This window comes from Alteromonas sp. 009811495 (genome assembly GCF_028865455.1).
Taxonomy (GTDB): Bacteria; Pseudomonadota; Gammaproteobacteria; order Enterobacterales; family Alteromonadaceae; genus Alteromonas.
This window is the reverse complement of record NZ_CP113972.1, coordinates 4,380,900-4,394,459: the sequence shown is the minus strand read 5'-3', so window position 1 is coordinate 4,394,459 and position 13,560 is coordinate 4,380,900. Positions and strand designations below refer to the sequence as shown.

The 13,560-nt window shown below is 44.8% G+C and carries 17 protein-coding genes; 7 read left to right on the top strand and 10 right to left on the bottom strand.

What is annotated here, in order from left to right:
* Positions 1 to 150 precede the first annotated feature (150 nt).
* Together OZ660_RS19680 and OZ660_RS19675 are read left to right on the top strand one after the other, a co-directional pair.
* Positions 151 to 564: a phosphate ABC transporter substrate-binding protein gene (locus tag OZ660_RS19680; protein WP_274742117.1), complete on the top strand. Its 414-nt coding sequence runs from the start codon at positions 151 to 153 to the stop codon at positions 562 to 564.
* Between the two features lie 10 nt (positions 565 to 574).
* Entirely contained in the window at positions 575 to 1,753 is a 1,179-nt protein-coding gene (locus OZ660_RS19675; protein WP_274742116.1) for a topoisomerase IV, read from the top strand.
* A 42-nt stretch (positions 1,754 to 1,795) separates the two neighbouring features.
* On the opposite strand, the gene OZ660_RS19670 is transcribed toward OZ660_RS19675, so the two are convergent.
* Positions 1,796 to 2,659, bottom strand: a complete 864-nt coding sequence (locus tag OZ660_RS19670) for a YicC/YloC family endoribonuclease (RefSeq protein WP_159625409.1) — start codon at positions 2,657 to 2,659, stop codon at positions 1,796 to 1,798.
* A 265-nt stretch (positions 2,660 to 2,924) separates the two neighbouring features.
* Here OZ660_RS19670 and rph point away from each other — a divergent pair, with 265 nt between their 5' ends.
* From rph to tusA, 3 genes are read left to right on the top strand one after another with little or no spacing between them, the layout of a single operon-like run.
* Complete coding sequence (rph, locus tag OZ660_RS19665; protein ID WP_159625411.1) at positions 2,925 to 3,638, top strand: ribonuclease PH; 714 nt, start codon at positions 2,925 to 2,927, stop codon at positions 3,636 to 3,638.
* Between the two features lie 9 nt (positions 3,639 to 3,647).
* Positions 3,648 to 4,289 (top strand): orotate phosphoribosyltransferase, encoded by a 642-nt coding sequence (pyrE, locus tag OZ660_RS19660; RefSeq protein WP_274742115.1) that lies wholly within the window; start codon positions 3,648 to 3,650, stop codon positions 4,287 to 4,289.
* The gene (tusA, locus tag OZ660_RS19655) at positions 4,279 to 4,539 is read left to right on the top strand and encodes a sulfurtransferase TusA (RefSeq protein ID WP_159625414.1); all 261 of its coding nucleotides are present in this window, start codon (positions 4,279 to 4,281) and stop codon (positions 4,537 to 4,539) included. The genes pyrE and tusA overlap by 11 nt, the downstream gene beginning before the upstream one ends.
* 8 nt (positions 4,540 to 4,547) lie before the next feature.
* On the opposite strand, the gene OZ660_RS19650 is transcribed toward tusA, so the two are convergent.
* From OZ660_RS19650 to OZ660_RS19620, 7 genes are all read right to left on the bottom strand, one after another.
* Positions 4,548 to 5,357, bottom strand: coding sequence for a DUF1206 domain-containing protein (locus tag OZ660_RS19650; protein WP_274742114.1), 810 nt, complete (start codon positions 5,355 to 5,357; stop codon positions 4,548 to 4,550).
* A gap of 100 nt (positions 5,358 to 5,457) precedes the next feature.
* Complete coding sequence (locus OZ660_RS19645; protein ID WP_159625418.1) at positions 5,458 to 5,637, bottom strand: hypothetical protein; 180 nt, start codon at positions 5,635 to 5,637, stop codon at positions 5,458 to 5,460.
* A 38-nt stretch (positions 5,638 to 5,675) separates the two neighbouring features.
* Positions 5,676 to 6,137: a hypothetical protein gene (locus OZ660_RS19640; protein ID WP_274742113.1), complete on the bottom strand. Its 462-nt coding sequence runs from the start codon at positions 6,135 to 6,137 to the stop codon at positions 5,676 to 5,678.
* Positions 6,138 to 6,259: 122 nt separating this feature from the next.
* Positions 6,260 to 6,847: a YqaA family protein gene (locus tag OZ660_RS19635; protein ID WP_274742112.1), complete on the bottom strand. Its 588-nt coding sequence runs from the start codon at positions 6,845 to 6,847 to the stop codon at positions 6,260 to 6,262.
* Between the two features lie 16 nt (positions 6,848 to 6,863).
* Positions 6,864 to 8,156, bottom strand: coding sequence for a metal-dependent hydrolase family protein (locus OZ660_RS19630; protein WP_274742111.1), 1,293 nt, complete (start codon positions 8,154 to 8,156; stop codon positions 6,864 to 6,866).
* A gap of 68 nt (positions 8,157 to 8,224) precedes the next feature.
* A complete protein-coding gene (locus tag OZ660_RS19625; protein ID WP_274742110.1) occupies positions 8,225 to 8,809 on the bottom strand; it encodes a DUF1285 domain-containing protein in 585 nt (194 codons plus the stop codon).
* Entirely contained in the window at positions 8,796 to 9,656 is an 861-nt protein-coding gene (locus OZ660_RS19620; RefSeq protein ID WP_202262980.1) for a DUF3014 domain-containing protein, read from the bottom strand. Before OZ660_RS19620 ends, OZ660_RS19625 begins: the two co-directional genes overlap by 14 nt.
* A gap of 275 nt (positions 9,657 to 9,931) precedes the next feature.
* On the opposite strand from OZ660_RS19620, the gene OZ660_RS19615 reads away from it, so the two are divergent.
* Together OZ660_RS19615 and OZ660_RS19610 are read left to right on the top strand one after the other, a co-directional pair.
* Positions 9,932 to 11,182: a sterol desaturase family protein gene (locus OZ660_RS19615; RefSeq protein ID WP_202262979.1), complete on the top strand. Its 1,251-nt coding sequence runs from the start codon at positions 9,932 to 9,934 to the stop codon at positions 11,180 to 11,182.
* Positions 11,183 to 11,314: 132 nt separating this feature from the next.
* Positions 11,315 to 11,623, top strand: a complete 309-nt coding sequence (locus OZ660_RS19610) for a DUF6482 family protein (RefSeq protein WP_202262978.1) — start codon at positions 11,315 to 11,317, stop codon at positions 11,621 to 11,623.
* A 52-nt stretch (positions 11,624 to 11,675) separates the two neighbouring features.
* Here OZ660_RS19610 and OZ660_RS19605 read toward each other — a convergent pair whose 3' ends face one another.
* Together OZ660_RS19605 and OZ660_RS19600 are read right to left on the bottom strand one after the other, a co-directional pair.
* Complete coding sequence (locus OZ660_RS19605) at positions 11,676 to 13,013, bottom strand: ABC1 kinase family protein (RefSeq protein WP_274742109.1); 1,338 nt, start codon at positions 13,011 to 13,013, stop codon at positions 11,676 to 11,678.
* Between the two features lie 93 nt (positions 13,014 to 13,106).
* Positions 13,107 to 13,505 carry a hypothetical protein gene (locus OZ660_RS19600; RefSeq protein ID WP_274742108.1) on the bottom strand — a complete coding sequence of 133 codons (399 nt, stop codon included), beginning with the start codon at positions 13,503 to 13,505 and terminating at the stop codon, positions 13,107 to 13,109.
* Positions 13,506 to 13,560: the final 55 nt, after the last annotated feature.

Sequence of the window (13,560 nt, the reverse complement as noted above, 5' to 3'; positions counted from 1 at the left end):
AAAAAAATACTAAAAAATCAGCGTATAAACTGGACGAATTTAAAAACTACGACAACACTCAAAAAGCGAGACAGGGATAGTCATTGTTTGTTCTTACAAGAATCAAAGATCACAAGGACAATACACACTATCTTTTTGAGAGAGCACATAATGCCTAAAAAATCACTTGCTTGGTTGTTGGTTGCAAGCGCCATGAGTTTATCTGCTACGGCTGAAATTGCCGTCATTGTTCATCCTTCCAACTCTTCCGCTATAGATCAAGGCGTGGTAGAGCGCCTGTATTTAGGAAAGAACAGTCAATTCCCCGACGGTAGTGAAGCGTTGCCAATCAATATTGACGCGGGTAGTTCCGTTGATAATTTTAATAGCAGCGTGCTGGGGCGAAGCACGGCGCAAGTAAAAAGTTATTGGTCGAAACAAATTTTTACTGGCAAAGGAACGCCTCCAAAAGAAGTTGGCAATGATGCTAGCGTTCTAGATTTAGTCGCGAATAACAAAAACGCAATTGGATACGTTGATGCTGCGCAAGTTTCAGACGGCGTAAAAGTAGTGTTTACAAAATAGGAGCGACACCATGAAATCTAATTTATTGCGCTTAGCAGTGCTGCTAACTGCTTCATCATTATCTTTATCGTCAATCGCCGCAGACAAAGTAAGAATTAATGGGTTTGGAAACGTGGTTGTTGGTGTCACTTCATCGGATGATTCCTTTTTGGGTTATGACGATGATCCTGATTTCAGCAACGAAAGTTTGTTTGCTTTGCAGGTATCGTCAGATATTTCTGACAAATTGTCTGCTACTGCTCAGGTACTAGGGCGAGGTAGCGAAGATTATGACGTTGATTTTGAATGGGCTTATCTAAGCTATAAAATTACACCATCGCTAACCTTAGTGGCGGGGCGCTCTCGACTACCGCTGTTTACTTATTCTTCGTCGCTGGACGTTGGATATACCTATCACTGGATTACTGCACCCGGTGTTGTGTATGACGTGCCATTCAACAACCTTGACGGCGTGAAGCTGTCGAAGACGGGTTATACAGGTGGCTGGGACTACATGTTCGATGTCGCTTTTGGGCAATTTAAAGGCACAACCCTTGGGGCGGACAATGTTGGCGACAATACCGTTTTGGTGTCAGCACAAGTGAGTAGCGAGACGCTAACACTACGTAGTGTTTTTGGCCGAACAACTAACACAATAGACCTTACCAAATCTGCGAATGAAACAGCGCAGGCACTGGGTAACGGTTTTGATAGTTTAGAGGCACTAGGGTTTGTTGATTTGGCAGACTCGCTGCGGATTGAAGAGGATACCGGTGAATTTATCGGTTTCAGCCTAATGTACGATAATTTCGATTATTTTATTGGTGCTGAATACACAGAAATATCTGTAGATAATACCTTTGCCAACGATGACGAAGCGTATTATGTCACCGTGGGCGCGCGCTTTGGTAAATGGACGCCCGCACTCACTTATGAAAACTTCGAATCCTCTGGCGACGTTAAGTATAGTGACAGTATTGCCGCTATCGCAGCTTCCGGTTTACCTGCCGATGTGGCCGGTGCGTTGACGGCAGTTGCCATTGGTAGCCAACAATCTCAGCTATCTGAGTACTCTGTTGTCACGGCGTCATTGCGCTATGACATTACTGCGGGAATGGCAATTAAGGCTGACGTATCAAGACGTTCAGATGACGTGGATAGCAGCTTAGACGCGACACTGGCAAGAGTGGCGGTTAATTTCGTGTTTTAAAAAAATCAAAAGGCTCCGCTTCACAAAGCGGAGCTTAGTGCTTTACTCAATATTCTGAATTTGCTCGCGCATTTGCTCAATAAGAACCTTAAGTTCAACCGCTGATTGGGTGATCTCAGTACTAATTGATTTCGAACCCAGCGTGTTCGATTCGCGATTAAATTCTTGCATCATAAAGTCTAAACGACGCCCTACTGCTCCGCCTTTTTTAAGAATGTTACGCGTTTCTGCAACGTGTGCATTAAGGCGATCTAACTCTTCGGCTACATCCACTTTTTGAGCAAGCATAATCATTTCTTGCTCGAAACGACCGGCGTCTAGCTCCACTTTCGCTTCTTCAAAACGGGCTTGCACTTTTTCGCGCTGCCATACCATAATTTCTGGCATTTTAGCGGTTACTTTTTCGACTTCGACCTCAATAGCATCAAGACGCTGTGTAATCATACCTTTTAGCGCTTCACCTTCAGTCGCACGGGCACTGATAAAGTCGGTTAGGGCTTGGTCGAATGCCGCCATAACATCACCGTGAATGGTATCCATATCGGTTTCTTCAGCGGCAATAACACCAGGCCAGCGCAGCACGTCTAGTGGGTTAACGCCAGTAGATTGTCCATGAGATTGCACCCAGTCTGCCGCATGAAGCACTTGCTTGGCCAATTCTTCGTTTAGACTCAACTTCGTTACAGCCGCATCGTTTGCAGTAAAACGCAAAGCGCACTCTACTTTTCCGCGCGCCAGCTTTTTGCGAAATCGCTCTCTAAGTACCGGCTCTAAAGAACGAAATTGTTCAGGTAAGCGAAAATAGGTTTCTAAAAAGCGTTGGTTCACTGAACGAATTTCCCACACCGCGGAACCCCAGTCTTTCTTGGTCTCTACGCGTGCGAAGGCAGTCATGCTGTAAATCATAAAATTCCTTAAAATTAAATATGAAAACCTGCAAAAACAACGCGAATGGAACGTGTTGTATACAATATCTTCACGGACAGGTTTTCTTGTACTCTTTATATTAGCGCACAAAACCCTATTTCTATACAAAGTTCGTTTTTAACGGTTAGGGGTATTGCGTTATACTTAGCGACATTATTGCGCTGTGCATTATTAAACTTGCTAGTAGCAGATAAATAATGCATTCATCGCCCCCCTTTTTAGCATTTACGTTGTGGAGAACACTATGCGTCCAAGCGGCAGAACCGCCAGTCAAATTCGCCCTGTTACAATTACCCGTCAATACACATGCCACGCTGAAGGCTCTGTGCTGGTGGAGTTTGGTAACACTAAGGTGTTGTGTAATGCGACGGTAGAAGAAGGTGTACCGCGCTTTATGAAAGGCCAAGGTAAAGGTTGGATCACGGCGGAATACAGCATGCTACCTCGCGCAACGCACACGCGCAGTGGTCGTGAAGCTGCACGTGGTAAGCAAGGTGGCCGTACGCTTGAAATTCAACGTCTTATCGCACGTTCTCTTCGCGCTGCTGTTGATTTGCAATTGTTGGGCGAAAACACTATCACGCTAGACTGTGATGTTATTCAAGCTGATGGCGGTACGCGTACTGCTTCAATTACCGGCGCATGTGTTGCGTTAGTTGATGCACTTACTTTTATGCGCAGCAAGGGCATTATCAAAACCAACCCGCTTAAGCATATGATTGCAGCGCTTTCAGTGGGTATTTACGAAGGTATGCCTATTGCTGATTTGGAATACACCGAAGACTCAGCAGCTGAAACAGACATGAATATTGTGATGACAGAAACTGGCAAGCTTATCGAAGTACAAGGTACGGCAGAGGGCGAACCATTCTCGTTTGAAGAATTGGACGAAATGTTGAAAATTGGTAAGCACGGTCTGCGTGAGTTGTTCGATATTCAAAAAGCAGCATTGGCGTAAGAGGTTATTATGAAAGCGTTTCAGCGAGATTTTATTGAGTTTGCTATTGCCCGTGGCGTACTGAAGTTTGGTGAGTTTACGCTGAAGTCTGGTCGCGTTAGCCCGTATTTCTTCAATGCTGGTTTGTTTAATCGCGGCGGAGATTTGGCTAAGTTGGGGCGTTTTTATGCTGATGCACTTATGGATGCAGGCGTAGAGTTTGACGTGCTTTTTGGGCCAGCTTACAAAGGCATTCCTATTGCAACGACCACGGCTGTTGCTCTTGCTGACTCACACGACCTCGATGTGCCGTACTGTTTCAACCGCAAAGAAGCCAAAACCCATGGTGAAGGCGGCAATTTAGTTGGTAGCCCACTTGAAGGGCGCGTAATGTTGGTCGATGATGTGATAACGGCGGGCACCGCTATTCGTGAGTCGATGGCGCTTATTGAGCAGCAGCAAGCGAGCCTATCCGGTGTGCTTATTGCTCTTGATAGACAAGAACGCGGAAACGGCGAGTTATCTGCTATTCAGGAAGTTGAGCGAGACTTTAACACGCAAGTCATCTCTATTGTGTCACTTGCAGATGTGGTCGCTTACCTTACTGAACAAGGTGATCACGACACTCAAATTAGTGCTATCAATAAGTACCGTGAAAGCTATGGCATCTGATTTCGCAAAAGCATTCAGTGATGCGAATACGCATCTTGATGCAATAGGGCTGCGTTGTCCTGAACCTGTGATGATGGTCCGCCTAAATATTCGTAAATTGGCCGATGGCGAGACACTTTCTGTGACCGCTGATGATCCATCTACGGCAAGAGATATTCCAAGTTTTTGTCGGTTTATGGACCACACGCTAGTGGCATCGCAAACTGATGAGATGCCCTATCAATATGTCATTAAAAAGGGGCGCGCGTAGCGCCTCTTCTATTCTAAGTCGCGGTATTTGGCCTCTAGGCCACAATAAAGTCCAAACATTACAAACCCTGCTCCTACGCCAGCAATTAGATACGGTCCAAATGGCTGTTCCATGAGAGTTGATAGCACTTTTTGTAATCCTCCTGCCTCAGATGGGTTGCTCACTAACGCCGCTAAAATAAAAAATCCACCTACTACTAAATAAACAACGCCCCGCGCGACATAACCCATGCGTCCGCTAAATGAAATACTTTTCTGTATCCCACTGCTTAGTGAGCTCATAGTAAATTTTTCTAAAAAGTCTTTCGTGTAGGCGTGCTTGAATTGAATGCCAGAGAAAACAATTATGCCTACTCCAATGGCAGCGACCAAAAGCAGGCCCCACTCAAATTGCATCAAATAACTACTGATTTCTTGGCTGCTGTCTTTTGAGTCACCTGACTGGCTTTGACGCCACGAAAACAGTGTTTTGGCGCCGACAAATGCGGCAGCCATGTAAAATAATCCGGAGATAAAAAAGAAGCATTTAGTGATAGTGGCTTTAAGTTTACTATCGTCGTTGGACGTTGACTCAGTGAAGGTTTGTAGCCACCGCCATAAGGCGTAACACGCTAAACCTATAACTAGCCCGCCAAGCAAGAACTGCCCGAAAGGTTGTTCTTTTAGGGTTTCAAAAACTTGCGATTGAGTCGCCTTTTCACGATTAAGTGAATTAATTACCGATGACAGAATGAATGTACCAAGCATAACGTACATGATTGTTTTAGCGCTGTAGCCCGCTCTCGCTATGCGATGATACCATTTAGAATCATTTGTCATTGGTCTTCCTTAGGTGGTGAGACTAGCCAAAATAGGGCGTCGTTTCCAAATGACCTTCAAGTTTCGATCCAATCACGTCTGTTTTTTTAGGCATTCCGCATTATTTGCTCGTACTAACGGCTTGCAGTAAAAGCCGCTGTAACGCTTGTTTGCTTTGAGAGCAGGTACAATGTATGTCGCTCATATGTAAGTTCTCACCGCTGAGCATCTTCTTCAGCACAGAAGCTCTAACATTTAACGCAATAAAGTTGTCTTCGTGATCATGCTGTTGTGAAGGCATAATGTTCTCCTTGCTACATGTCTTTTACTTAAAGAATTTTAGTGACAAGCTACGTTTGGCATTGGCAGTGTATTTGGCGGTAAGCCCTTGCAGTCTACACAATGCTGAACCGCGCTTATCAGACGGCAAACAGAAGGATTGGCTGCATGCAGTGGCATCACCGCAATAAGGAGTTGCTGACACTCTTGTAACACCTCGTGAGCTTCATGTTTTTTGTATGCGCGTTGAAGTAAAGATGACAAATACATACCCAGAGCGCCAAATGAAATGATGTCGTTATAGGCGGTGGTAATATTACTTTTCGACACCGGTTGCAGCGCGGTTAACACGACCTTTGCTGTTTCAAATGCTTGATAACACTTGTCACGGGCAAACGCGCTTTTACCTTGTTGATGGGCTTCTTGTGCCTGAATTTGTAAGCTTAGTCGATGCGCGCGAGCGTTAGCTGGGTGTAGTTGTAACCACTTTCGGTAAACAGGGCATAATCGCTGGGAATTCATATTTGCACCTCCTTTTTTTCTTACATTAGTGCAAATGAGAATTATTATCAAATGTAAAGTTGAAAAAATCTATCCCGTTAATCGACAGTGAAATTATCGCAGACTGTGTACGCCCGAAAGTGCTAACGAATTAAATTGGATAGCCACCACAACAGCAATACCACCAACGTAATTGCGATAACGGCTTTCATTCTGTAGCGCTTAATGAGTTGCTCTGCTTTATCACCGGTGTAGTACACCACAGCTGCTAGGCCGAAATAACGCAACGAACGTGCTATCACAGTTGCGAGCAAAAAGAGCCCGAGAGAATATTGGGTGGCACCTGCGGCGAGCATGGCAACTTGAAAAGGAATGGGCGCGATGCCCAACGTCATCACAAACCAAAAGCCTTGGTTTTCCATTTTGGTTTTAACGCTATCAAACTGGGATTGGCTAAAAAAGGTGTCTATTGCCCATTGCCCGACAAGATCAAATAGGTAATAACCCAATGCATAACCAAATATTGCCCCTAAAACACAGCCGATAGTAGCCATTAATGCGATTTGCCAGAGTGATTCTCGTCTAGCCTGCATTAATGGCACCATAACCGCTTCTAGTGGAATGGGTACGATAGTGGACTCGAGAAATGACGCAAAGGTAATGCCTTTTAACATGTGCTTTGAGTCAACCAGTTGCTTGGTTTTCTTTTTTACGTTCTTACCGAGTGCCATGTAACCCTTTCATTTTCTATTGTTTGTAAACAACCCCATCTTTCATTACAAAAGACACTGATTCCATCACCGAGATGTCTTCTAGAGGGTTGCCCGATACTGCCACGATGTCGGCCAATTTACCTTCAGATAACGTGCCCAGTATGTCGCTAATACCAAGGAGTTCTGCACTATTTACAGTCGCGCTAAGTAATGCATTGGCAGGTGACATACCCGCTTCCACCATAAGCGCAAACTCTTTGGCATTGTCACCGTGGGCTGAAACGCCACTGTCTGTACCAAAAGCAATTTTCACGCCTGCCTTATGAGCACGTTCAAAGGTTTTTTGAATTAATGGGCCTATGGCAGCCGCTTTAGGTCTAACCAATTCTGGGAAAAAGCCATCTATTTTCGCTTTTTCAGCGACGAACTTACCTGCCAATATGGTTGGCACGTAGTATGTGCCTTTCTTTTTCATTAGTGCGCGAATTTCATCGTCCATGTAGGTGCCGTGTTCAATGGAATCAACGCCTGCTTCAATAGCGCGTTTCATCCCTTCTTTACCGTGGGCGTGGACCGCTACCGTCATGCCATAATCTTTCGCGGTTTGCACAATTGCGTCGAGTTCATCGGTCATAAACTGCGGGTTTTGGCCGCTTTTTGCCACGCTCAATACACCACCTGTAGCGGTAATTTTGATAACATCTGCACCGTCTTGATAGCGCGTTCGCACCGCTTCTCGAGCTTCCACCTCTCCATTAACTACTCCTTGTGTTGGCCCGACATCAGGGCGCAGTAAATGCGCAAAACCATTACTTGGATCGGCGTGCCCACCCGTTGTAGCAATCGATTTTCCACCGGTATAAATGCGTGGGCCGGTTGCAATGCCTTTTGAAATGGCATTGCGAAGTGCAATTGTTTCGTTATAGCTATCACCTAAATTGCGTACTGTGGTAAAGCCAGCCTCAAGTGTAACTTGTGCATAGTTTGCACCGCGCAGTGCATAATCTGCTTCGTTAAGAGAAAAGCGTTCTAAATAGGTTTGCGGGCCGCCGTGTTGTGATGATAAATGAACATGCATGTCCATTAACCCCGGCATAACAGTATGACCTTTTAGGTCAATAACCTCATCACCTTCACCGGCCTCTACAAAGCCCTTTTGGATGGCCTTAATCTTGTTGCCATCTACAACGATAGTCACCTTTTCTAGCAGGGTTGAGGATGTGCCGGTAAAAGCTTTACCTGCGTGAATTAAAGTGTCAGCTACAGAGCTAGTGCAAAGCGATGAAAGACTCAGGGCGAGTCCTAGCGATAATAGGGTCTTTTTCATTGATGTGTTCTTTTGGTTGTTTTGTAAACTATAACGAAAGTGTTGCTAATTAATACACTTAATTGCGGTTATGCGTTTACTTCACCAATAACGAACGTGCTATTGCCACTTGTGATAGAAAATTGCGTGCCAGTTGCCGTGGTAGTTTCCTCTGCCTGTTCTAACAATTGATAATAGACATTTTGATGAAGCCTGGCCCAGAGGTTGCGTCGCACACAGAGGTAAGGAATAGGTGTGGCATCGGCATCTTGAATTGCTTTAGGTGGGACGCGAAGCGTTAATTGAGCAGGGTCGTCTAGGCGTATTTCATCGCCGGTTTGTGTGGTGAATAAGTAATAGGCCTTTGTGTCTTCTTTGGCGGTGATTTTCTGCCATTGAGTGACCAAAAAAGGCGTATCTTCAACCGTAATCCCCACTTTTTCTACTGGGGTAACCAAAAAGTAATTGTCGCCTTCTCTTTTGAGTACCGACGCAAATAATTGAACAAGGCTTGCCCTACCTATTGGGCTTCCTTCATAAAACCAGCGGCCATCTAATGCAATGGTTAGATTAATGTCACCACAAAAATCAGGATCCCATTTTTCGACAGGCGGCAAAGAGCGCGTCTTAGAAGACGTGCCCTTTAATTGCTGTTGAAATCTAGTTAGATCCACGCTCTTCAACCAAAACTTTAAGCTCGCGCAATTTTGCTTTAATACGACGCATATTATCTGGGCCTGTTCGCAATAATTGCTTTTGTGGCTCATTAAGATTTTCTAAACGTTCATCAGCATATTTATAAGCAACTGAGTCGGTGTACACTTCAACCGGCACAGGCACTTCTGGCGTATCAAGTAATTGGTCAATGGCGTCTAACAGTACTTCATTAAAGTCCTGGTCAGGATTACCAATTTCCGCGTATTTGGCTTGGATATCGCCTTTATAAATAGCATAAACGTTTAATAAGGCTTCGTTGTCAAACGATTCCAGCATATCCACATAGGGGGTATAGCGTTTGTAACTAGCGGCATCAATCCACTGTTTACCCGCTTGCGAATAAACGCGGAAACTTTGTTCAGGAGGCGTGAGTAATTGATGGTTTGGTGCCATTTCATTGTTGGCCAAATTAGTCGCTGAAACGACAAAGCGTTGCAACAAACCTTCATTCACTAACATTCGATTGACGGTGTCTTCATCGGCCGAAGAACTGTTAATAAGTGACGACTTGATCGCAGGGTCACTCGAATCTAGTGGTTCAGGCTTTTCGTCAACAACCTCTGGAAGGGGTTCAACTTCGTCTTTCTCTTCAAGTTCAACAGTAGGCGCAACAGGTTGTGTTTCGAATACTTCTGGCTCTATGGTAGGCGTTTCTTCAGGCTGAACGACTTCCGGCTCAGGGGCTTCTACCACCTCAGGCTCTTTGTCGCTTGGCCAAAACACTACAGCCAAAATAACGATGAGAAGAACACCAACAATAATAAAATGTGGGCCTAATGATTTCTTTTCTGACGACTCGCTCATATTGACTCCGCTACGAAAACTATCCTTTTCTAATACTATCAGAGATAACACCTAATATTAGAAGTTCAAGCAAGAGAAATGTTCCCTTGTTGTGTAAATTCCTCTTTTCATGAAGATTTAAACGTCAAAAAGCCACTTTTCGATTGCTTTTATGTCGTAATTTGCGAATTAACCATGTTCACTGTAAAAGAAAGTAGCCGTTTAAAATGTAAATAGAGCAGCTATTTATAAAACAATTGTTTAACATTTGTGCTTGTATAGTTTAATGTATTGGTATGACCGTAATATTATTCGCTATCCCACTGTTTTTTCTGTTAATTGGCATTGAGCTTTATGTCGATTACAAAAGAAAAACGGGGCACTATCGCACGAACGACGCCATAACCAGTTTAAGCGCTGGGGTTTTGTCTCGCGTCGTTGCCATCGGCCACCAACTCATTCCGTTTACCATCTATGTTTTAGTATACGACGCCATTGCGTTGTTCTCCTTGCCAGATGCATGGTGGGTATGGGTAATTGCTTTTGTCGCTTACGACTTTTTTTACTATTGGAACCATCGAATGGGCCACGAGATGAGTATCTTGTGGGCAGCACATGTTGTGCATCACTCAAGCGAAGACTACAACCTTACTACAGCATTAAGACAAACCAGCGGTGCCTTGTTTAGTTGGGTGTTCTATCTGCCATTGGCTTTAGTAGGATTTGAGCCCGAGATGATTATTACGGTTGGGGCACTTAATTTGGTGTATCAATTCTGGGTACACACGCAGCATATCAAAACCTTAGGCTGGATGGAGTACGTCTTTGTTACGCCGTCTAACCATCGCGTACATCACGCGCAAAACCGCGTCTATATTGATAAGAATTACGGCGGGGTATTTATTCTTTGGGATCGCCTTTTTGGTACTTTTATTCCCGAGCTTGACGAGGAGCCACCGGTGTATGGAATACGCGGTGCACTTAAAAGCTTTAACCCTATATGGGCCAACTTACAAATTTACAGTCAATTAGCGAGGGACAGCTATTACACTCGGTCATGGAAAGATAAATTCCGCGTATGGTTTGGTCGCACAGGGTGGCGACCTGAAGATGTATCTATGCGCTTCGTGCAGGAAAAAAAGCCGTTGAGTGAATTTAAAAAATACCATCCAAAACTACACAAAGCAGTAACGCGCTACAGTCTTGTTCAGCACCTGATTATGCTAGGTGTAACGCTATATTTATTGCTAAATATTAATGCATTGCCTACTAGTCACCAACTCATAGCCGTTGCAACTGTTATTGTTATGAGTATTCAAAATGGGTTCATCCTGTCTCAGTCAAAAATGTCATTGGCAATGGAAGGACCCCGTCTACTCGTATTTCCACTGATGTGGGTCGCTGGCGGCATGGGTGTTGCGGCAATTGTTTATACTCTGTGTTCGTTCGCAAGTTTATTCATGTTAGCTAATGCCGTGCGTCACACTCAGCATCGCCCACCGCTTGAAGAAGCGGTACTGCCCACTGAACCTGATAACCTCGCCTAACGTAATTACCTACTACGCTAGGTAAGCGCAAAGCATTATTTCGTAGCGGTATGTCCCCAAAGTTTAACATACCGCACGTCATGTATTATCAACCACAGTGCATGCCCTAGCGTTAAGCTTAATGAGGTATGTATGCATAAGTTCTATTTTAAAGATATTGAAGATACGCCGACGGCAATCGATTATTTGGAAGTGCAATCTTACGAGATGAACGTTTATCTTGTTTATCTTTCTATTGGCGATAAAAGCGGTATGGTGTACGACACAAAAGATAAACCAATGCGTTTTTTTAGCGCCGGCCATATTCGAGAAGCATTTGCACATTGCAGCGTTGCAAAAGCGGTCATGAAACACGACACCCCTTACGATGAAATGATAGGTAATCCACCCAAAAGTGCTGAACAAATGGCGCTGCCATTTAGTATGGAACTTCCCTATTAGTGAACCCCGCCCTAATAGCACCTTTTTCGCCCTATGGTATCGAAGGTGTTAGCTAGGCGTTATTTGCCTCAAGCCAAGGCGCAGCCGCTTTTCGCATATCAACTCTTGCGCTCAAACGTTTGGCGAGTAGGAATAGCCCGCCTAGTTTGCGGTGGATAAATAGTGCATCTGCAGGTGGCGTATGCCAAAAGTTTTGCTCCATAGTAAGCGCCATCCCTTTGTCATGTAACCGAGTAATCAGGTCGCTGTTACCAAAATCATAAGGCTCGTCGCTTCTAATTGCTTCACAGGCTTCCATGCCTATGTTGATAACTGCGGTAACTTGCGCTTCGCTATGACTGTCATCAATTAAGCCGATGGCCATTGCTGCTCGTCGCATTTCTTCAACGTTATTGTCTGCAGCGCTGTTTAACAATGCTTGATAGTGTACTGCAATGGCGTCGGGTACTTCTCGAGTCGCACCAAAATCAAGTAATACAATTTGCTGCGTTTCACTTTTGTATTTGTAATTGGCTAAATTAGGGTCACTTTGCAACAGCTTGAAATTAAAAACCTCGTTGAAGAAAAGTGCCATGAGCGCTGTCATTAATTTGTCTCTGACTGCTTGGGGTTCGCTTTGAAGAATATCCAGATCTACTGCCTCGATATAGTCCATGGCAAGCACAGTATCAGACGTTAGTGGAGGATAAGTAGCAGGAATAACAAAATGCGTGTTGTCTTCTAAATAACTGCGATAGCGCATGAGCATGGTTGCTTCACGCTGGTAATCGGCTTCTTGGTGTAACTGTAGCTTAGCCTCGCTAAGCAGTGGCGAGATGTTCAGTGATTTTGGCACCAAACCCGTTAACTTAATCAGTGACGCTACATTATCAACATCACTGTCGATACTCTTTTTTACGCCGGGATATTGCACTTTCACGGCTAGCATTTTGCCATCCATCGTAATGGCTTTGTGAACCTGACCTATCGACGCTGCAGCAACAGGCGCGAAGGAAAAATACAATAACGATGCTTGCCAGTTCTCGCCCCACGAGGCTGCTAATGTTTCGATGAGTTGAGTTTTGGGCATAGGATCGGCATCTTCGCGAAGGCGCCCCAAAATCACCGCAAGTTCTGGAGGGAGAAAGTCGCCTGCATCCATTGAAATAAGCTGGCCTAGCTTCATCGCTGCACCACGCATAGTCGCGAGCTGATCGGCAATATTACCAATGTTTTTAGGGGTTAATAGCAGTGACGACAGTACCGGCTTCTCTCCTTTGAGCAGTTGACCGGCACCTTGTGTTACTACGCTTGTTGCTATTTTTCCGGCCAGTGTGCCCAATCGGGTGACGCGAGAGAGCCGAGAGGATGGAATAGCCTTGGTAGGCCGAGAAGTAGGTTTATCTGTCATACGCTAACTCATAAAACAATGTACCCTGTTACTACGCGAGCAAGGGCGTTCGTGATTACTCTAACTTACGACAGTAGTATAACGACTTGTGTCTTACATCAACTGGGAAATGAACTGGATAACAAAACCCACAACGCTACCATAGGCAAAGCCGGCCCACCCGCTTGCATTGCGATATCGCCACAGCGAAGCACCAAAGAAGCCGCACCACAACATGGCAGGATAGGTAGCAATGAGGCCACTGCCCATACCGGTATTAGGCAAAAACAGCATGATGATAAACGTAAGCGCCATTGCACCGCTCAATAGCACCCACATGATGTTTTTCTTGTTTGCAAAAGCGTTATTGCTGGCGTTAGCGGGCTCAGCTTGAACAATTGGCGTCTTTGGCGTATCGCTACTTTTAGCGTTAGTTGACCTACGCTTTCTTTCACTGCGAGATTGAACGCGTTTTGTCGTCGTGTTTATTGAAGAAGCTACGCTGTTGCTCATACTAAGCCCTTACGTGTTTATTTACCCACACTAACGTTAGTGAAGTTAACCCAAA